Annotated in this window: 15 protein-coding genes and 1 riboswitch; of the genes, 11 read left to right on the plus strand and 4 right to left on the minus strand. The window is 40.4% G+C overall.

Features of this window, described 5'->3' with window-relative positions:
* Positions 1 to 2: 2 nt before the first annotated feature.
* From H5088_RS11535 to dapA, 3 genes are read right to left on the minus strand one after another with little or no spacing between them, the layout of a single operon-like run.
* A complete protein-coding gene (locus H5088_RS11535; protein ID WP_182752906.1) occupies positions 3 to 1,208 on the minus strand; it encodes a PLP-dependent decarboxylase in 1,206 nt (401 codons plus the stop codon).
* Positions 1,208 to 1,948: a 2,3,4,5-tetrahydropyridine-2,6-dicarboxylate N-succinyltransferase gene (locus tag H5088_RS11540; protein ID WP_002958799.1), complete on the minus strand. Its 741-nt coding sequence runs from the start codon at positions 1,946 to 1,948 to the stop codon at positions 1,208 to 1,210. Before H5088_RS11540 ends, H5088_RS11535 begins: the two co-directional genes overlap by 1 nt.
* 15 nt (positions 1,949 to 1,963) lie before the next feature.
* Positions 1,964 to 2,848, minus strand: coding sequence for a 4-hydroxy-tetrahydrodipicolinate synthase (gene dapA / locus H5088_RS11545; RefSeq protein ID WP_002958800.1), 885 nt, complete (start codon positions 2,846 to 2,848; stop codon positions 1,964 to 1,966).
* A gap of 129 nt (positions 2,849 to 2,977) precedes the next feature.
* A riboswitch (Lysine riboswitch) is annotated at positions 2,978 to 3,178 on the minus strand.
* Between the two features lie 192 nt (positions 3,179 to 3,370).
* On the opposite strand from dapA, the gene H5088_RS11550 reads away from it, so the two are divergent.
* The 6 genes from H5088_RS11550 (at position 3,371) to H5088_RS11575 (ending at position 11,903) form a co-directional block, all read left to right on the plus strand.
* The gene (locus H5088_RS11550; RefSeq protein ID WP_182752907.1) at positions 3,371 to 4,066 is read left to right on the plus strand and encodes a DNA-3-methyladenine glycosylase I; all 696 of its coding nucleotides are present in this window, start codon (positions 3,371 to 3,373) and stop codon (positions 4,064 to 4,066) included.
* Positions 4,067 to 4,077: 11 nt separating this feature from the next.
* A complete protein-coding gene (locus H5088_RS11555) occupies positions 4,078 to 5,487 on the plus strand; it encodes a YdiU family protein (RefSeq protein ID WP_182752908.1) in 1,410 nt (469 codons plus the stop codon).
* 390 nt (positions 5,488 to 5,877) lie between these two features.
* Complete coding sequence (locus H5088_RS11560) at positions 5,878 to 6,933, plus strand: OmpA family protein (protein ID WP_182752909.1); 1,056 nt, start codon at positions 5,878 to 5,880, stop codon at positions 6,931 to 6,933.
* Between the two features lie 292 nt (positions 6,934 to 7,225).
* Positions 7,226 to 9,823 (plus strand): bifunctional aconitate hydratase 2/2-methylisocitrate dehydratase, encoded by a 2,598-nt coding sequence (gene acnB, locus H5088_RS11565; RefSeq protein ID WP_039488618.1) that lies wholly within the window; start codon positions 7,226 to 7,228, stop codon positions 9,821 to 9,823.
* Between the two features lie 200 nt (positions 9,824 to 10,023).
* The gene (locus tag H5088_RS11570) at positions 10,024 to 10,656 is read left to right on the plus strand and encodes a 2OG-Fe dioxygenase family protein (protein WP_002958808.1); all 633 of its coding nucleotides are present in this window, start codon (positions 10,024 to 10,026) and stop codon (positions 10,654 to 10,656) included.
* 11 nt (positions 10,657 to 10,667) lie between these two features.
* Positions 10,668 to 11,903: a cysteine desulfurase-like protein gene (locus H5088_RS11575; RefSeq protein WP_182752910.1), complete on the plus strand. Its 1,236-nt coding sequence runs from the start codon at positions 10,668 to 10,670 to the stop codon at positions 11,901 to 11,903.
* A 20-nt stretch (positions 11,904 to 11,923) separates the two neighbouring features.
* On the opposite strand, the gene H5088_RS11580 is transcribed toward H5088_RS11575, so the two are convergent.
* Entirely contained in the window at positions 11,924 to 12,628 is a 705-nt protein-coding gene (locus H5088_RS11580; protein ID WP_182752912.1) for a 2OG-Fe(II) oxygenase, read from the minus strand.
* A 33-nt stretch (positions 12,629 to 12,661) separates the two neighbouring features.
* Between H5088_RS11580 and H5088_RS11585 the strand changes: the two genes are divergently transcribed.
* The 5 genes from H5088_RS11585 (at position 12,662) to H5088_RS11605 (ending at position 19,826) form a co-directional block, all read left to right on the plus strand.
* On the plus strand, positions 12,662 to 13,060 hold the full coding sequence (locus H5088_RS11585; RefSeq protein ID WP_002958811.1) for a thioesterase family protein: 399 nt from the start codon (positions 12,662 to 12,664) through the stop codon (positions 13,058 to 13,060).
* A gap of 363 nt (positions 13,061 to 13,423) precedes the next feature.
* A complete protein-coding gene (locus H5088_RS11590; RefSeq protein ID WP_182752914.1) occupies positions 13,424 to 14,398 on the plus strand; it encodes an aldose epimerase family protein in 975 nt (324 codons plus the stop codon).
* A gap of 187 nt (positions 14,399 to 14,585) precedes the next feature.
* Complete coding sequence (locus H5088_RS11595) at positions 14,586 to 17,333, plus strand: TonB-dependent receptor (protein ID WP_149601976.1); 2,748 nt, start codon at positions 14,586 to 14,588, stop codon at positions 17,331 to 17,333.
* 192 nt (positions 17,334 to 17,525) lie between these two features.
* On the plus strand, positions 17,526 to 19,052 hold the full coding sequence (locus tag H5088_RS11600) for a tryptophan halogenase family protein (RefSeq protein WP_154903749.1): 1,527 nt from the start codon (positions 17,526 to 17,528) through the stop codon (positions 19,050 to 19,052).
* A gap of 12 nt (positions 19,053 to 19,064) precedes the next feature.
* Positions 19,065 to 19,826: a SapC family protein gene (locus H5088_RS11605; RefSeq protein ID WP_182692450.1), complete on the plus strand. Its 762-nt coding sequence runs from the start codon at positions 19,065 to 19,067 to the stop codon at positions 19,824 to 19,826.
* Positions 19,827 to 19,856: the final 30 nt, after the last annotated feature.

Below are 19,856 nucleotides of genomic sequence, written 5' to 3' on the forward strand. Positions count from 1 at the left end.
TGTTACCTTAAATAATGGCTGGCATTTTCGGCTTGGCGAACACAGGTAAGTGTACCGTTTTGCAATGTGTACTCAGCAGCTAGCTCATGGCATAAAAAATACGGCATACTTTCGGTAAAGCCGTAAGCACCGCATTGGCTAAACACTAGCCAGTCGTGCTCATTTAAATCGCTTGGTAAGTTATGTTCACCCAAGCAATCAAGCGCTGTACAAAGTGGGCCATATAAAGTGACCGCTTGAGTTTTAGCATTGGATTCACGCAGTAATGCAGCAGGAAAGTCCTGGCTGGTAACAGCAGGGCGTAATAAGTGATTTATACCGCCGCTTAAAATTACTTGTTCTTGATTGTAGTTTTGTTTGCGCTCTACTACTGGGTTTGCGTAATGACCGCATTCGCCAACGGCATAGCGACCAAGTTCCATCCATAGCTCTTCTACACCCGCATCATTTTTAATTTTAGCGAGCGCAGCAATCAAGTCATCCCAATCAAGTGTTGCTTCGTTTTGTGTATAAGGAATACCTAAACCGCCACCTAAATCTAAAATTTTAAGGCTAATATTTAAATCGCTGGCAAGTTGGCTAAGAGGTGCAATCATTTGTGACCACAAGTCGCTTAGTTTTTGCGTGCTAAGCATGTTGCCCCACTGAAAGATATGCAGGCCGTCAAATTTAAGCGCAGGGTAGTCAGCTACATTGAGTGCTTGCCATTCATTACAACCCAAACCAAACGGCGTAAGGCTGTCGCCGCCCAGTGGGTTTTTTTCACCTTCAGGCCAACGTAATTGTACACGCAGTAATACTTGTAACTGCGTGTTTTGTAGCTGCGCTTGTTGGTTTAACCAACGTACTTGATTGAGGCTTTCTGCTACGAATATACGCACGCCGCGCTCAATAAAGTGTTTTATTTGTTTAGGGCTTTTTGCAGGCCCTGTGTTGAGCACGCGCTGCGAGCTAATACCTTGTGCTAGTACTTGCTCAAGCTCACCTTTACTTGCTACGTCAAAATTAAAGCCAGCACTGTCTAAGCTTTGAATAATTTTAGACAGTGGGTTTGCTTTTACCGCGTACCACAGTTTTACATCGGTTTGCGCAACTAAACGCGCAAGATGCGTGTTTAGTTGATCTAGGTCGTAAACAAAAAAAGGTGTATCAAGTTGTTGTGTAATCGTATTTACAGCGGTTTTGATAGGCGTGCTCAAAAAGCTCATTATCGTAAAACCTCTTCAAGCAATAACGATGCATCGCTTTTCTCGTCGCGGTATTTAACTATTAACGCACACGACATGCTTAGGCCTTGCTCGCGCGCCCATTCGTTTGATGCAGGGCGAGAGCCCGGTATTACAATCGCGTACTCTGGGATTGGCTCGCCTTTATCTAGTTGGCGCTCGTTTACGCAGTCGTATACTGGAATAGTTGCTGATAAACGCACGCCAGGGGCAAGTACTGCGCCTTTTTTAATGACTACGCCTTCAACAATAATACAGCCTGCACCAATAAATGCGTCATCTTCAACCACTACTGGGCTTGCACCAATTGGCTCAAGTACACCACCAAGCTGAACTGCAGCACTTAAATGTACGTTTTTACCTACTTGTGCACAAGAACCCACCAATGCGTGGCTATCTACCATTGTGCCTTCGTCGATATATGCGCCAATGTTTACATACGCTGGTGGCATAATAATCGTGCCTTTAGCAACATAAGCACCACGGCGAACACTTGAGCCACCTGGTACCATACGGACGCCATCATCAGTACTAAATTCTTGCGGAGCTAGGTTATGTTTATCAACAAAGCCGCCTGCAAATTCAGTATTAGTGCCATTTTTAAAGGCTTCTAAAATGCCTTGCTTTACTTCTACGTTAGCTTGCCATTGGCCGCTTTCGTTTTGTGATGCAGCGCGTACTGCGCCCGATTCTAAATTATTTAATAGTTCTAACCAGCTCATTATAAAAACCTGTATTTAATGCCAAGATAAAATGGTGTTGTTTGCAGTTGTAATGCAATCGGTTTGAGTTAACTCAAGATGTGTTAAAGGTGGACGAAGTTGCGGGCTGCTTAAGCGGCCTTGCAAATGCATCAGTACCTTTACGGGAATAGGGTTTGCGACAGCAAATAGGCTATTAATAGCGCTTGACCACTGGGCAAATAAATTAGGGTGTTGACCACTTAAACTGCGCTTAACAAACTCGTGAGTTTGTTCAGGCCATGCGTTTGCAGCTACCGACACCAAACCTTTTGCGCCAGCTTGAGCAAAATAAGGCATTAGCGCATCGTCGCCACTAAAAATAGCTAAATTAGGCGCCGCTTGGCGGTAAGCTTCAAACTGAGCAATACTGCCGCTCGCTTCTTTTAACGCCCATAAATTTTTATTGTTTTGTAAGTTTTGAATTGTTGCCGCTGGGATGCTAACAGCGCTTCGACCGGGTACGTTATAAAGCATACATGGATGAGCGCTTGCATTTAGTAGGCTTTCAAACCAATGAGTTTGACCTATAGCGCCAGGCTTTGCATAAAGCGGTGAGCCAAGTAAAAAGCTATGAATTGGGAGTGTATTACAGTAGTTAACCCACTCAATTTGTTGCTTTAAGTTACTACCGCCCACAGCTACCATGAGTGGTACTGTTGGTTTTAGCTGGCATACGTGCTCAACAATGGCTTGTTGCTCTTTTAGCGTTAGTGCTAAACCTTCGCCCGTACTGCCAAGTAGCAAAATACCGTTATGTGCCGCTTCTTGATCGCTAACCAACTTAGTTAACGTGTTGTAGTCAACATCGCCGTGTTGATCAAATGGCGTTACGAGCGCGGTCCACAATGAGTAGTCGTTTAAATTGAAGTTGTTGATCATCTCTCACGAACTTATAAGTTATTCGAAGAGTTAAAAAGCTTTATGGAAGGAGCCGCATTAACGTCGTTCGAACTAATAATTCGAAGAGCGAATGGGCTTAAAATAATAGGGCGCACGGCCTTAATATTTAAGACCAGAAGCTCTCCACCAAACTAATAAGCTGCTTGTTATAAACAGCTATTGGTGACAGTCGCTAGGGTTCAACCTAGTCGCCCGAAATAAACACTTCGCAAAAGTGATTACTTCTCGGCGTTAATTCCCCTCACGTATGCTCACTGGAGTTTGCGCTCCTAACATACACTACCTGAATAACGCACCTCTTCTAGCCCTTTGCACCTGTTTGTAGAGTAAAAACTTACAAACCGCTGCAATTTAAATAGGGTAATTACGGCGATTAAAGCATTTTAGCCGTCTAGGTGTCAAGCTACTAAATACATATTCATTCATCCATAATGGGAGTGGTTACGTATTGGGTGCTTTTCTCGTACACTAGCAATATAAGTAGTGAGGTATTTAATTAGTATGGAAAAATTTAGCGATATTTATAAGCGAGCGGTAGAGCGAAAAGGCTCTGAAAAGATGCTTAAGTTATTACTTGCAAAACCGCTATCTAAAAAACAACTAAGCACGTTAAGTGACGACGATTGGCTTGAAGAATTTACTCGAAAAGTATTTCAAAGCGGCTTTTATTGGTCAGTAATTAATAATAAGTGGCCGGGCTTTAGAGAGGTTTTTTGGGATTTTAGTGTTGATAAATTATTAATGATGCCACCCGATATGCTGGAACAAAAAGCAACGGATGAGCGAATTGTTCGTAACTATAAAAAAGTAAAAACAATTACCGAAAATGCTTACATGATCCACGAAATAGCACAAGAACATGGCAGTTTTAGTCAGTTTATCGCTAATTGGCCAACAGACGATATTATTGGTTTATGGGCGTATTTAAAAAAGCATGGTTCGCGTTTAGGCGGAAATACAGGGCCTTATGCGCTACGAGCACTTGGTAAAGATACTTTTTTACTATCACGCGATGTAGAGAATTATTTGCGTGCCCATAAAATTATAGACGGCGGCTTACAAACTAAAAAGTCACTAAATGCAGCCCAAGCTTTTTTTAACGAAATGCAAGAGCAAGGTGGCTTAAGTATGCAAGAGTTAAGCTTAATTGTGGCCTATGGTGTAGGTGACAACCGCGTGGGTATAAGTCAGCAATAATAGGAATTACCATGAAATTAGTGCCAAGATACACAGATATTGCGGAAAACTTCGCAATTGAAGATTTTCCTGCAAGTGTTGCCTCCCCTCAGTTATTGCTGTGGAACGAGAGCTTAGCAAAACAGTTTAATATTAATGTCGCTGATGATTTACGTGCTCATACTTTTAGCGGTAATGAAAAGCAGGCGATTCCTGCAGTAGCACTTGGTTACTCTGGGCACCAATTTGGACATTTTTCACCACGTTTAGGTGACGGACGAGCCCACTTATTAGGGGCTATTACTGACAATGAAAACCAGTTATGGGATATTCAATTAAAGGGCTCTGGCGCTACTCCTTATTCAAGAGGGGGTGATGGCCGTTGTGCACTTGGGCCCGCTATTCGTGAATACGTAATGAGCGAAGCAATGCATGCACTAGGCATTAAAACTACCCGATGTTTAGCGGTCGTTGGCAGCGGTGAAACGGTTTATCGTAACCCACCACAAGCAGGCGCAATAGTTACTCGTTTAGCAACTAGTCATATTCGTGTTGGCTCGTTTCAATATTTAGCGACGCAAGGCGATGTTGAAGGGCTTAAAAATTTAGCCGATTTAGCTATAGAGCGACACTACCCAGAAATAACCGATACAGGTTCGCAGCGATATTTAGCATTTTTAGGCGCTGTGATTAAAAACCAAGTTAAGCTAGTTGTGAGCTGGATGCGTGTTGGCTTTATTCACGGAGTAATGAATACAGATAATACGCTAGTTAGCGGAGAGACTATTGATTACGGCCCGTGTGCCATGATGAATAGCTTTGATTTTGATACCGTATTTAGCTCTATAGACAAACAAGGCCGCTATGCATTCGGTAATCAACCTAATATAGCTAACTGGAACTGCGCACGCTTAGCTGAGAGTTTAATACCGCTTATTAGCGATGATGACGAGCAAGCAGTTTTATTAATGACGCCATTTATTAATATTTTTGCTGAGCAGTTTAATACTGAGTTTACGGCTATGTGGGCACAAAAACTGGGTTTAAATGAATCTAGCGATAGTAGCGGCGAGTTAATAGCAGAGTTGTTAACGCTATTAAAAGATAATCAGCTCGACTACACCAATACCTTTGATGCGCTTACTGAATCCTTAAAAGGAGAAAAAAGCGTACCTGAGTCGCTAATTGAATGGAGAGCTAAGTGGGTAAGTTTAACTGACGATAATAGTTATGAAGTAATGAGAGCTGCAAATCCTCGTGTAATACCGCGTAATCATGTGATCGAAGAAATAATTGCACAATATAACGCTACAGGGTCTAGTGAGTTGCTACATCGCTTTATAAAAATAGCCGGCAATCCATATTCTAACAGTGAAGAGTTATCAGAGTTTTGCTCTCCACCGACGAATGATAATGACTACCAGACTTTTTGTGGTACTTAATACTTAACTTTAAATATAACCACATGATTAAAAAGAGTCATTTTTTAATCAAACATGCGCATATACCTAGGGGAATGCTAATTCTGGTGGTATTATGCGCACAATTAAAACCAAGCAATATTTCTTTGCATTTATAAGTGCATTTAATTTAATTGCTCTTACATTCCTTGCTAAGTACTAATTTACAAAAAACTACTATATTTATTTTTCAATAAAGTTTTAATTTCGCCTATAGTAAGTGGATGTGTGTTGCGACAAGGCATAGAAAAAAGTAATAAACTTTATTTTTCGTTAAGTATTGATTAACAAAGGCTCAGTTAGTCTATATAAAACTGATTGAGCTAGTATCGATTAGCTACAATTTAAAATTGTTCAAATGGGAAGAAAACAATGAAATTAAAATCACTTACAATTGCAATCGCGTTGGCTGCAACTAGCGCATCTACATTCGCTGCTGATAAAGAAGAAGGTTTCTACATTGGCGCATTTGGTGACTACTATGACGCATCTTGGAAAAACATGCGTGATCAAGCCGGTCTTGACGTAAACGAATCAACTGGCTGGGGTGTTGAAGCTGGTTACCGTTTCAGTGATTACTGGAGCGCACGTCTTGAATATGCAGACATGGATTTTAATGCTTTTGATAAAGTTGCTGGCAACCGTAACAATATTGATGGCGAGCGTTACGGTATTGATGCTCTTTACCATTTAGACGGCGGTCCTTTCTATGGTCTTTTCGGTATTAAAGAAATTGACGTAGTTGATGACAACACATTCTTAAATGCAGGTGTTGGTTACCAGCATTTCATTACAGATGGCTTATTTGTAAATGCTGAAACAGCTGTATACCAAGGCCTTGACCGTGGTTATACAGATGTTGGCGCTAAAATTGGTATTAACTACTTATTTGGCCAAAACTCTGCACCGGTTGAGCAAGTTAAACCTGCTCCTGAAGTTGTTGAAGTAGCTGTAGCCCCTGCAGACAGCGATAACGATAATATTGCTGATACAGATGATAAGTGTGCTAACACACCTATGACTGATGCTGTAGATGGTACTGGTTGTACTTTATATGAAGATAAAGAAGTAACAGTAAGCTTATTAGTGACTTTCCCTAACAATGCTTCAGCAGTATCTACTCAATATTTAGATGATATTGAAAAAGTATCTGCATTCTTAAAAGAGTACCCAGATACAACAGTATTATTAGAAGGTCACACTTCTGCTGTAGGTAAAGCAACTTACAACAAATGGTTATCTAAAAAACGTGCTGATGCTGTAGCTAAGCAACTTGTTGCTGATGGTATTGCTGAAGACCGTATTACTACAGTTGGTTTAGGTGAAGAGCGTCTTAAAAATGATGCAAACACTAAAGCTGCAAACGCAGAAAACCGTCGTGTAGAAGCGCATATCAAAACTATCAAAAACGTTAAAGTTTTACGTTAATTAAATAGTTTGTAATAAAAACCCAGCCAAGTGCTGGGTTTTTTTATGCCTGTAATAAATTAATATTAGTTAATGGTAATGATTCTTACTTAATAAGTATTCATGAAAATAGTTTTTACCACAACCACTATTCATAGTATTTATAATCGGTATAATCAGTTGCGCAACTGGATGGATTTTCATCTATCCATAAAAGCTTTATAATTACGCGTTAGAATACTATAAGTATTGGGTAACTTATTTGCGCCCAAAGCGCTACCGGATACTTTCACGTCACCAAGAGGGCAATATTGTGCTACAAGAATATCGTAAACACGTAGAAGAACGTGCCGCGTTAGGTATCGTACCAGCGCCATTAGATGCTCAGCAAACTGCTGATCTTATTGAATTAATAAAAAACCCACCTGCAGGTGAAGAAGAATTCATTTTAGATTTGTTCATTCAGCGTATACCAGCTGGTGTTGATGATGCTGCTTATATTAAAGCGGGATTTTTAGCAGCTGTAGCTAAAGGTGAAGCTAATTCTCCACTTGTTTCTAAAGAAAAAGCGGCAGAATTATTAGGTACAATGCTGGGCGGTTACAATATCGCGCCAATGATTGACCTACTTGATGACGAAACACTTGCACCAATCGTAGTTAAAGGCCTTTCAAATACATTACTTATGTTTGATGCGTTCTACGATGTTGAAGAAAAAGCAAAAGCGGGTAATACATTCGCTAAGCAAATTATTGAGTCTTGGGCAAATGCAGAATGGTTTACTAATAAGCCAGCTGTTGCTGAAAAGATCTCAGTTACTGTATTTAAAGTAACTGGCGAGACAAATACTGATGACTTATCACCAGCACCAGATGCATGGTCTCGTCCAGATATCCCACTTCATGCTTTAGCAATGCTAAAAATTGAACGTGATGGAATTACACCAGACAAGCCAGGCGAAGTAGGTCCAATCTCTCAGCTTGAAGAATTAAAAACTAAAGGCTTACCACTTGCATATGTAGGTGATGTTGTTGGTACTGGTTCTTCTCGTAAGTCTGCAACTAACTCTGTACTTTGGTTCATGGGCGATGATATCCCATTCGTACCAAACAAGCGTGTTGGCGGTGTATGTCTAGGTAATAAAATTGCTCCAATCTTCTTTAATACAATGGAAGATTCAGGTGCATTACCAATCGAATTAAATGTTGATGAGCTTAACATGGGTGAGCAAATCGATATTTACCCGTACGAAGGTGTTGTTAAGAGCCACGGTACTGACAAAGTAATCTCAACTTTTGAACTTAAATCTGATGTAATTTTAGATGAAGTTCGTGCTGGTGGTCGTATACCACTTATCATTGGTCGTGGTTTAACTGATAAAGCACGTACATCACTTGGCCTAGGTCCAACTGATGTATTTAAAGTACCAACAGTGACAGAAGTTTCTGAAAAAGGCTTCACGCTAGCGCAAAAAATGGTTGGTAAAGCGTGTAACGTTCCAGGTATTCGCCCAGGCCAATACTGTGAACCTAAAATGACAACTGTTGGCTCGCAAGATACAACAGGTCCTATGACACGTGACGAACTTAAAGACTTAGCATGTTTAGGTTTTTCTGCAGATTTAACAATGCAGTCTTTCTGTCATACGTCGGCTTACCCTAAACCAATCGATGTAAACACTCACCATACGCTTCCTGATTTCATCATGAACCGTGGCGGTGTGTCACTTCGCCCAGGTGATGGTGTAATTCACTCATGGTTAAACCGTATGTTATTACCAGATACTGTAGGTACTGGTGGTGATTCACATACACGTTTCCCATTAGGTATTTCATTCCCAGCAGGTTCGGGTGCAGTAGCATTCGCAGCAGCTACAGGTGTTATGCCTCTTGATATGCCTGAGTCAATTTTGGTTCGCTTTAAAGGTGAAATGCAACCAGGTATCACTTTACGTGACCTTGTACATGCAATCCCTTACTTCGGTATTAAAGAAGGTTTATTAACAGTTGAGAAAAAAGGTAAAATTAACGAATTCTCTGGTCGTGTACTAGAAATTGAAGGCGTTGAACACCTAACTGTTGAGCAAGCGTTCGAACTATCAGATGCATCTGCAGAGCGTTCTGCAGCAGGTTGTGCGGTTAAACTTTCTAAAGAGTCTATCGCAGAATACCTAGAATCAAACATTGTTATGCTTAAATGGATGATCTCTGAAGGTTACGGCGATGTACGTACTATTGAGCGTCGTATTACTGCAATGCAAGATTGGTTAGCTAACCCAGAACTAATGGAAGCTGACGCTGATGCAGAGTACAAACATGTACTTGAAATCGATTTAGCAGACATTAAAGAGCCAATCCTTTGTGCTCCAAATGATCCAGATGATGCACGTTTATTATCTGATGTTACTGGCGAGAAAATCGACGAAGTATTCATCGGTTCTTGTATGACTAACATCGGTCACTTCCGCGCAGCAGGTAAGTTACTAGATGGCTTTAAAGGTCGTATCCCAACTCAGCTTTGGGTTGCCCCGCCAACTAAGATGGATAAAGATCAGCTTACAGACGAAGGTTACTACGGTATCTTTGGTCGTGTAGGTGCACGTATCGAAACTCCAGGTTGTTCACTATGTATGGGTAACCAAGCACGCGTTGCAGACAAAGCAACGGTTGTGTCTACCTCTACACGTAACTTCCCTAACCGTTTAGGTAATGGCGCGAACGTATTCTTAGCTTCAGCAGAACTTGCTGCAGTAGCGGCTATTTTAGGTAAACTACCTACTCCAGCTGAGTACCAAGAATACGCAGCGAAGATTAATGCAACGGCTGCAGATACTTACCGTTACTTAAACTTCCACCGTATGCCTGCTTACACTAAAAAAGCAGACAACGTGATTATTCAACAAGCTGTATAACTTTTAGAGTTTGTTTAAAAACCCGCTTCGGCGGGTTTTTTATTGGCTAAAACAAATATTAGATAGTTCATGCTATTTTTTTTATATTATTGTATTAACTCTAGTCTTAAATTGCTTTTAAAGTAATTAATCGCGCAAAAATTCCTATCAAAATGCATTAAAATCCTTATCAATATTCTCATTATTTTAGGCGAGATTTTATGACAGCATTAAACAACCAGAATTTATTGCAACTACGTTTTGTTAACCAAGCAAATATTGATTTGGTTAAACCTTCTTTTGATAACCTTCCTGCAAACCTTTATGCAGATGGTGCCTTTCGTAAACGTCGTTATTCAGTAGTAAAAATGCAAAATGGTGAAATAAAGCTACAGCAAGCCAAAGCATTTGTTCAAGATGATTCAATTAATACTTTTCAAGGTAATGTAGAGCGTACTTACGAAAATTTAGAGCAAAGTTTACTTGAGTCAGAGGGCATGAAAAGCATTGTAAATGAGTTTCGCCAACTTACCGGTATTGATGAGCAGCGTGATATTGAAATTCATCAGTTCCGTATGCTTGCCATCGATAGCGATACACCTGCAGCGCCAGAAGGCGTGCATCAAGATGGTTTTGACCATGTATGTATATGCGGTGTTTCTCACGAGAACTTAGAAGGTGGCGAACTGCTTGTATACGAAAACAAGCAAGCTGAGCCTTGTTTTAAAATGGAAATAAAAGACGGCATGTTTGCATTAATAAACGACCGTCAAGTGTGGCATAACGCAACACCTATGAACAAAATTGATGCTAGCAAACCAGGTTACCTGGATTGTTTTGTATTAACGTCTTAAGGAAGTTAGGCATGAACATAACGCAATTACGTGAGCAGTTTCCAGCATTAATGCAGAACGTTGATGGTAAATCGCCAATATTTTTAGACGGACCAGGTGGCTCGCAGGTACCAACATCGGTGTTTACTGCGATGACAGCTTATTTAGGTCATTATAATTCGAACTTAGGTGGCGCGTTTTTTTCAAGTGATAAAACGGTTGAGTTGATGGCGAATGCGCGCCAAGCCGCCGCTGACTTACTTAATGCACCTAGCTCACAACAAATTGTGTTTGGTCCAAACATGACCAGCCTTACGTTTAGTTTTAGCCGTGCAATTTCACGCGACTGGCAGGCTGGCGATGAAATAGTTGTAACCAATGCCGATCACTTCTCGAATGTATCGTCGTGGCAACAAGCTGCAGAAGATAAAGACGTTAAAGTTAATACGGCTTTAATTAACGAAGCTGATTGCAGCTTAGATATGGCGCAATTTGAAAGCTTATTAAACAGCAACACTAAGCTTGTAGCGGTCACTTACGCTTCAAATACCACAGGTTCAATTAATAATATTAAACGTATTGTTGAGCTTGCTCACGCTGTAGGTGCACTTGTTTATGTTGATGCCGTACATTATGCACCGCACGAACTTGTTGACGTGCAAGCACTTGATTGCGACTTCTTAGCGTGCTCTGCGTATAAGTTTTTTGGCCCGCATTTAGGTATGGTTTACGGTAAAAAAGAACATTTAGACGGGTTTACGCCTTACAAGGTTGAGCCAGCTAAAGACGTAGCACCAGGTCGCTGGGAAACCGGCACGCAAAGCTTTGAAGCAATGGCTGGTTTTATCGCAGCTGTTGATTACATTGCGGCGATTAGCGAACTTGACGATAGCCATTCACGCCGCGAAAAGTTAAGCGTTGCTTTTGCTAAAACTAAGCAGCACGAAATGGCGCTTAGCGAACACTTTTTAACGCGCTTAGTTAATTATCCACGTATTAAGTTATTTGGTATTGATGATTTTGATCGCCTTAATGAGCGTACACCTACTTTTGCTTTAATTTTTGAAGGGCTTGAGCCACGCGCCGTTTCAGAATTTCTAGGTAAGCAGCATATTTGTGTGTGGGATGGTAATTTTTACGCGCAAGGGTTGTGCAAGCAATTAGATGTGCTTGATAAAGGCGGCGTAGTGCGCATTGGTTGTATGCACTACAACACCATTGAAGAGCTAGATCAGTTGTTTAATTTATTTGATGAACTGCTCGGTTAAATAATACTGATTTTGGTGCGCTAACTCTTAGGCGCACCATATATTTGTTCTGCACGGTTAAACAATACCCACGAGGTTAAAACATACTTATCGTTTGATACTGGCTTATTGCCTCTATGAGTATGTGTAAAGTAGCCAGGTGCTATTACCATAGTGCCTTTTTGAGGGGCGATTTTACGGTTTTGATAATAAAACTCTGTTTCACCACCTTCTTCTACATCGTTTAAGTAAAACATAAATAACAACACGCGATGCAAAGCTTCATTGTGCTGTAGCTGCGGATAAACTTCACTGTGCCAGTAAGGGTAGCCACCTTTGTTTACTTCGTATTTTTGCGCTTGAATGTTACCGAGTCTAAAAATTTGCTGAACTAAAACGGGTAATTGCGGTTTACCCACTTCTTCAAAATTCTCTTGGGTTAAATCGACTACTTCGCCTGTTTTTGGATGATAAACCTTTAAGCCAAATGCCCCAATCATCATAAAAATATGCTCTTCAACATACTTAAAAACATGCTGTGCAGTCGTTTGTTGTATATGTTTTAATTGTTGTGCATATTCGGGGTGATTATTTAAGTGTAGGTCGTGGCTGTCTTTTTTCTTTAAGTCGACACCGCCCGATGTTACCCCTTGTCTTACATGCGGGCTTTGCGCGAATGTGGAAATAAATTCATCGCAAAACTCATCGCTTAATGCGTTATTAATAACGCGTATAAAGTCCGTCATGGTTTACCTTTATATAATTATTATTGGATTTTTATGTTTATTGAAAAAGTGATGCCGCGCTTTAGCGAAACAGATGCACTCGGACACATCAACAATACCGTACTCCCTGTATGGTTTGAAGTCGCGCGTGGACCTATTTTTAAGTTTTTTACACCGGACTTAAATCCACATGATTGGAAATTGATTATCGCCAAAGTTGAAGTGTCGTTTGTGGGCGAATTATTTTATGGCCACGAAGTGACCGTAAAAACCTCTGTAGAGCATATAGGCACTAGCTCTTTTACACTTAGGCAAGAAGCATGGCAACACGATAAATGCTGCGCAATAGGAAAAGCTGTGATGGTGAGGTACGATTTTATTGCTAAATCAAAGCAAGCGCTTAGCATTGACGAAAAAGCGGCGCTTAACGAGCATATTTACCAAGGGAGTTAACCTTACAAAGCTTATATTTTATATAAGCTCATGCTGAGCTGGATTAGTGTAAATAAATAATGGCAGCTGTAATACCTATCCTCAATAATACTTAATCAATTTGAGGAATTAAATCTGACGATAACTGCGTTAAAAATTTCTGATATAGAACAACTAAATAACGAAATTTTTGCCTTGTTATCAACACGATTTTCTTTCCTCAAAATAGATCACTTAATTAAGTGAAGAGGTATAAATTTTTGTCGAGAAATTTTAACGTATTTAGATTGAGTTGCAGGCTCCAATTATATACTATTTATATTATATATTGTTGCGCCGTTATAACAGGAAATGTTAATTCGGTAATTTGATTGGAGTATGCGTGTGACATCTATTGCCAGTAACCAGCCTTTACAAGTTATTCAGCTCAGTGATGGTGAGAATTTAACAGCTGAAATTTTACCGTTTGGCGCAATAATAAAAAGCATTAAATTTAAAAAACAAGAAATGACGCTTAGCGTCGATGACCCTAAATACTATCTTGAAAACCCATTTTACTTAGGCGCTACAGTAGGTCGATACGCTAATCGTATTGCAAAGGGGCGTTTTAGCTTATCTGGTACGCAGTATCAATTAGAGGCAAATAACGGTCCTAATAGCCTACATGGCGGTGTTAAAGGTTTTAATAAAGTACTTTGGCAAGTAACCAAACAAACTGAAAGTGAAGTTGAGCTTTATTATTGCTCGCCCGACGGCGAACAAGGTTTCCCCGGTGAGTTGCAGGTTTGGCAAACTATTAGCGCTAAAAACGGCGAGCTTACTCTGCACTTTAAAGCGCTAACCAATAAAGAAACGCTCGTTAACTTTACTAACCATTGCTACTTTAATCTTGATGGCAGTGAATCAATTAATGAGCATCTTGTTCAAATTAATACCGATCGTTACCTTCCTATTGATACAACTAGTATTCCACTTAATGAAGCCGCTTTAGTTTGCGGTACCTGCTTTGACTTTACTAAGCCAGCTCAAGTTGGTGAGGCCTTAAGCGCCGTTCATCCTCAGCTAGAAGCTGGAAATGGCTTTGATCACTGCTATATTTTTAATGATGACAGCAGTTTAAAGACGATGGCTACATTAACTTCGCCACACACGAACGTTAGTTTAACCCTTAAAAGTACGCAGCCAGGCATGCAGCTTTATACCGCAAACTTTGTTGGTTCGCCTTTTAAAGCACGGCAAGCTTTGTGTTTTGAAGCGCAAAATTGGCCAGATGCGCCAAATCGTGAAAATTTTCCAAAGGCTAATTTATTGCCAGCAGAGAAATACGAACAGGTTATTATTTACGCTTTTTCTGAGTGAATACAGTTCTTTAATGTTAATTAAAAGAAAACCAAAAGAAAATATACGGTAATTGAATGCTATCCATAATTAAGGAAAAGGTTGCACTTTTTGCCGGTTTAAAGTATTTATAATATAAATAGTATTTGAAACTATACGCACTACCACAACGACACAACGACTACACACAATCAGGAGTTTTTAAAAAATGATAATTAACAATAAGTTATCGTTCAACAAGAAAACCGCGCTCAGTATTGCTATCACTGGTATATTGGCAAGCGGAAGCGTTGCAGCTCAAGGCGCTGAAGGCAATACGCCTACAGTAGTAAATGAAGATGTTGAAGTTATCGCAGTAACGGGTATCCGCAGCAGCTTACGTTCATCAATGTTAGATAAAAAAGCATCTAATGTTGTTACAGACGGGATTAAAGCAGAAGATCTTGGTAAATTTCCTGATTTAAACGTAGCAGAGTCTCTGCAACGTATTACAGGTGTAGCAATTGACCGCAGTGGTGGTGAAGGCCAAGCGGTAACTATTCGTGGTTTTGGTCCACAATTTAATACTGTACTTGTTAATGGTCGTCAAATTGCGACAGACAGTGCAGGTCGTGAATTTAATTTTGATGTATTAGCGGCGGATCAAATCACCGGTGCTGATATTTATAAAAGTAATACAGCAACGCTTCAAGAAGGCGGCATTGGTGGTACGGTTAACGTAACTACAGCACGCCCTTTTGATTTTGGTGGTTTACATATTTTAGGTTCAGTTAAAGGTATGTACGAAAGCCTTTCTGAAGAAGTATCTCCATCAACATCATTTTTAATAAGTAATACGTTTAACGATGACAAGCTAGGTGTGCTTTTTGCCATCACTAATCAGCAACGTAAACTTCAAAACAACCAAATTTTAACGGCAGGTTGGCGCGGTGGCCAAACAATATCTAACCCAACTGATGGTGTATTGTTTGAAAATGCCTACATTCCACGTAACTGGGACCAAGTAGTTGATGAGCAAGACCGTGAACGTACAAACGCAAGTTTAGTACTTCAATATGCACCATCTGACGATGTTACGATTACGGTTGATGGGATGATTTCAAAATTTGAAGTTGATTCGTCAGTGCGTGATTTAGCATCTTGGTTCGAACCAGATCGTGTAGGCAGCGCAACAATTGATGCTGAAACGGGTACGCTTTTAACTTTCTCTCAAGAAGTTGGCTTAGGCGCGCCAAGTGGCGACCCTGCAAGTGACTTTGTATCGCATACACGTAACTCACGTGATGTAACTAATAAAGCATTTGGTATTAATGTTGACTGGCAAGTAAACGAGTCACTAAAAGCAAAATTTGATGTATCTCGCTCAACAGCTGAAAACGACCGTGCAGGTAATGATCGTTTTAACGTAGTGGGTATTATTAACAGCTATACTTTTGACGGTACAGGCAGCATTCCTACCGTACAGCATGATGGCTTTGAAAATGGCTCATTGCCAGATCCAAGCCTAGCGCGTCTTCACTACAACGAAATTGGTAACCAATTTACTGATGAAGATGAAATCACTGAAGTAAAAGCCGATTTTGAATACGTGCCAGATAAAGGCCCAGTAGAGCGTATTAACTTTGGTGCTTATCGTCAAGAGCGTGAAAAATCTAGCTTCCAAATTTTTGGTAGCCAATGTCAATTTTGTGGTTACGGTACACAAGCACCGCTTGATGAAATTGATTTTGAAGCATACACAGCGAGTAATTACTTCCCTGGTTTAATCGATACATTTTATAGCTACGATGGCGATAAAATGCTTGATTACTTAGCCGATCAAGGTTTTCCAGTAGAGCCAACGCTACAAAATAACCGTTACACAATTAACGAAGACATCACTAGTTTATACATGGACTTTACGCTTGGTTTTGACCTAGCTGATATGCCGGTAACCGTTAATATGGGTGCTCGTTACTCTGAAACCGATATTGAAGTTGCGGCAATACAAAGCTTTATTAGCGATGTAGTTCCAACTTCAGATGCGACATTGTTTGCTAACGTATTTGGCCCTGCGACTAATATTGAACAAGGTACTAGCTACTCAAACTTACTACCGTCTTTCAACGTTAAGCTTGAGCTACAAGATAATATGATTTTACGTTTTGCCGCGTACGATAGTATTACTCGTCCAACTATGTCTCAGTTATCTCCTGCGACAAACTTTAACGAACCACGTCGTCAAAACTTAACGGCAAGTGGTGGTAATCCAGCACTTAAACCATTCCAATCAGAAAACTGGGATATCTCTTACGAGTGGTACTACAACGATGCTAACTTATTTAGCTTTGCAGTATTTAGTAAAGAAGTTGACGACTTTATTGTTACGTTAACGGGTGCAGAAACATACGAAATGTCTGACCGTTCAGGTCCTGATTTTGCGTGTACTACATGTACAGACCAAACAGATGACGAACTTATTGGTAGCTCAGAAGTTTACACTGTAAGCCGTCCTCAAAATGGTGAGTCTGCAACCGTAACAGGCTTCGAAGTGGGTGTTACTCACATGTTTGAAAATGGCTTTGGCTTTATTGCCAATGCGACTGTTGTGAATAGCGATATTAGTGTAGGTGATGATACAACTCAAACATTTGCACTTGAAGGTTTGGGCGATTCACAAAACTTAGTATTGTTTTATGAGCAAGACAACTGGCAAGCACGTGTTGCATTTAACAACCGTGAAGGCTTTTTACGCTTAGTTGATAACGGCTTCAATGGTGAACCAGTGAACGTAGAAACGTACGGCCAGTGGGATATTAGTGCAAGCTACGATATTAACGAAAACTTCACTATTTTTGCAGAAGGCATCAATATCACTGAAGAAGAGTTAGTACAAACGGGTCGTTTTGCTAACCAAATCTATTCAGTGGAAGATAATGGCTCACGTTACGCGTTTGGTATTCGCGGATCGTTTTAATTAATGTTTGAGGCGAACTTCTCGCCTCTTGTTTCATTGCAGTACATTAGTGCTAATACCAATTAGGTTAATTTAACAGTAATGTATATTAGTTAACCTAATTGGCTAAAATGAAGCCACATTAAATCCAAATGCCCTACCGGGCATTTGTTGTATAAAACGTTATCAAAGATACTCAAAGAGTAGTCCATTATGAATAAAACAATAAAAACAATCGCAGTAATTGGTGGCGGCACAGCAGGATGGTTGAGCGCTGCAATTATAGCTTCGTATCACCAAGGTAAAAATGGTGATGGCTTAAAAGTGATGTTGGTTGAATCGTCAGATATTCCAACAATTGGTGTAGGTGAAGGTACCTGGCCCACTATGAAAAACACACTTCAGCAAATAGGTTTGCGTGAAGTTGATGTATTTAAAGCCTGTAACGCTACCTTTAAGCAAGGTGGTAAATTTGTAAATTGGACGCACGGCAACAACGACTTTTACTACCATCCATTTACTGTACCGCTAGGCTACGGCCGCATAGATTTAGCCCCTTATTTAGATAATGTTGAAGACTTTGCACAGCAAACTAATTTTCAACATGATATTTGCGAAGCAAGCTTAGCCCCAAGAGGTATAGCGCAAGGTGAATATCAAGGTAACTGTAATTACGCTTATCACTTAGATGCCGGCGCTTTTGCAGAAATGCTTAAACAACATTGTAAAAGTAAGCTTGGTGTAGAGCATATTATTGGTACTGTTGATCAGGTAAAACTTGATGACGATGGTGCAATAAATGAGCTTACTCTAAAAGATCAAACCCGCATTATAAGCGCCGATTTATTTATAGACTGTACTGGTTTTTCATCATTGTTATTAGGCCAAGCGCTCAACGTACCGTTTAAAAAAATGGACCACGTGCTATTTAACGACAGCGCACTGGCGATGCAAGTCCCTTACGATGAAAACGATGACTCCTTAGCCAGCCATACCATAGCAACAGCGCAAAACGCTGGATGGATTTGGGATATAGGTTTAACGCATCGCCGTGGTGTAGGGCATGTATATTCAAGCAAATTTTTATCAGACGATGAAGCAGAGCAAAACTTACGAAACTATTTAGGCGATGCAGCAAACGGTTTAACTGCCCGTAAAATTAGCTTTGAGTCGGGCTACCGTGAGAAGTTTTGGCATAAAAACTGTGTTGCAGTGGGTATGTCAGCAGGGTTTGTAGAGCCGCTTGAAGCAACCGCTATTATGCTTGTTGAAATTTCAGCACGCTTTGTAGCAGAGCACATGCCAGCAGATACACAAGTAATGCCTATAGTAGCTAAACGCTTTAACGAGCAGATGGATTACCGCTGGCAGCGTATTATCGACTTTTTAAAGCTGCATTACATGCTAACCAAGCGCCCAGAACCTTACTGGCAAGCACATGTACAGCCCAATACTATTCCACAAACCCTGCAAGAAGATTTACTGCTTTGGGGAAGCCGTGGCCCGCTTATTCAAGATTTTCATGGCGCACTAGAGTTATTCCCAGCCGCCAGCTACCAGTACGTTTTATATGGTATGGGCTTCAAACCAGACTTTACTAAACAGGCTTATTTGTATTCACAAGACGCGCAAGCCAAACAAATAATTGAACGTAACAGCCAGCTTACACAGCAGATGTTGCAAACTTTGCCGCCACACCGCGCTTATATTGAGCAGTGGTTAGCGGCTAACCCAGTTTAAGGATGTGTAACTATGGCTATTAGTGAACTAGTAAACACCAAACACCAAACATTAAAAATTAACCCTAATGCAGGTGTTGAATATGCAAAAACGCAGCATTTAGTTAATTTAAGAGCTAACGAAGTGGCAAAAGCTGCATGCGACTTACCTATATTTTTAGCGCGAAATGCGCAAAACGGCAGTTATACCGTATCGGGTTTAACAAGCTTTAGTGCTGGGCAAAGTTTATTGGTTAATAACAACCAGTGGCAGGCGCTTTACACACCGGTATGTATACAAACTCACCCTCTTTATTTAATGACCCGTGAAGCAAATAGCAGCGACTACTTTATTGCGATTGATGATCAAAGCTCAGCCGTAAATACGCAGCAAGGCGAGGCACTATTTGATGCTAAAGGTAATCCAAGCTTATTTTTAAATTCACAGCAAAAGCTACTTGAGAGCGATTTAAAAAATGATTATCAAACGTATCAATTTACCCAGGAAGTAGCGCGCTTAGGGCTTATTAAAAACATAGATATTGTATTGCAGTTTGAACAAGGCGAAACCCAAACTATTCAAGGTTTGAGCACCGTTGATGAAGACAAACTGCAAACTTTAGATAGCGATACCGTTGCAAACTTACACAAGCAAGGTTACCTAAGTGTGCTTAACAGTATGCTTATTTCACTGTTTCAGTTAAATGCATTGGTAAAGCTGCACAACCAACGTCCCGAACTTATGCCTTTAAAGCAAATTAAGTTAGAACTAAGTCGAGATGCGCACGCGCTGTAGCGTGCACTTTTTTATTACACAGACATTGCG

This window comes from Pseudoalteromonas sp. SR43-3 (assembly GCF_014163875.1).
Taxonomy (GTDB): Bacteria; Pseudomonadota; Gammaproteobacteria; order Enterobacterales; family Alteromonadaceae; genus Pseudoalteromonas; species Pseudoalteromonas distincta.

Coding starts and splice junctions, on each gene's coding strand:
- H5088_RS11555 (WP_182752908.1), top strand. CDS start 4,078: ATGAAATTAGTGCCAAGATACACAGATATTGCGGAAAACTTCGCAATT.
- H5088_RS11605 (WP_182692450.1), top strand. CDS start 19,065: ATGGCTATTAGTGAACTAGTAAACACCAAACACCAAACATTAAAAATT.
- H5088_RS11575 (WP_182752910.1), top strand. CDS start 10,668: ATGAACATAACGCAATTACGTGAGCAGTTTCCAGCATTAATGCAGAAC.
- H5088_RS11585 (WP_002958811.1), top strand. CDS start 12,662: ATGTTTATTGAAAAAGTGATGCCGCGCTTTAGCGAAACAGATGCACTC.
- H5088_RS11560 (WP_182752909.1), top strand. CDS start 5,878: ATGAAATTAAAATCACTTACAATTGCAATCGCGTTGGCTGCAACTAGC.
- H5088_RS11570 (WP_002958808.1), top strand. CDS start 10,024: ATGACAGCATTAAACAACCAGAATTTATTGCAACTACGTTTTGTTAAC.
- H5088_RS11535 (WP_182752906.1), bottom strand. CDS start 1,208: ATGAGCTTTTTGAGCACGCCTATCAAAACCGCTGTAAATACGATTACA.
- H5088_RS11550 (WP_182752907.1), top strand. CDS start 3,371: ATGGAAAAATTTAGCGATATTTATAAGCGAGCGGTAGAGCGAAAAGGC.
- H5088_RS11595 (WP_149601976.1), top strand. CDS start 14,586: ATGATAATTAACAATAAGTTATCGTTCAACAAGAAAACCGCGCTCAGT.
- H5088_RS11600 (WP_154903749.1), top strand. CDS start 17,526: ATGAATAAAACAATAAAAACAATCGCAGTAATTGGTGGCGGCACAGCA.
- dapA (WP_002958800.1), bottom strand. CDS start 2,848: ATGATCAACAACTTCAATTTAAACGACTACTCATTGTGGACCGCGCTC.
- H5088_RS11540 (WP_002958799.1), bottom strand. CDS start 1,948: ATGAGCTGGTTAGAACTATTAAATAATTTAGAATCGGGCGCAGTACGC.
- H5088_RS11580 (WP_182752912.1), bottom strand. CDS start 12,628: ATGACGGACTTTATACGCGTTATTAATAACGCATTAAGCGATGAGTTT.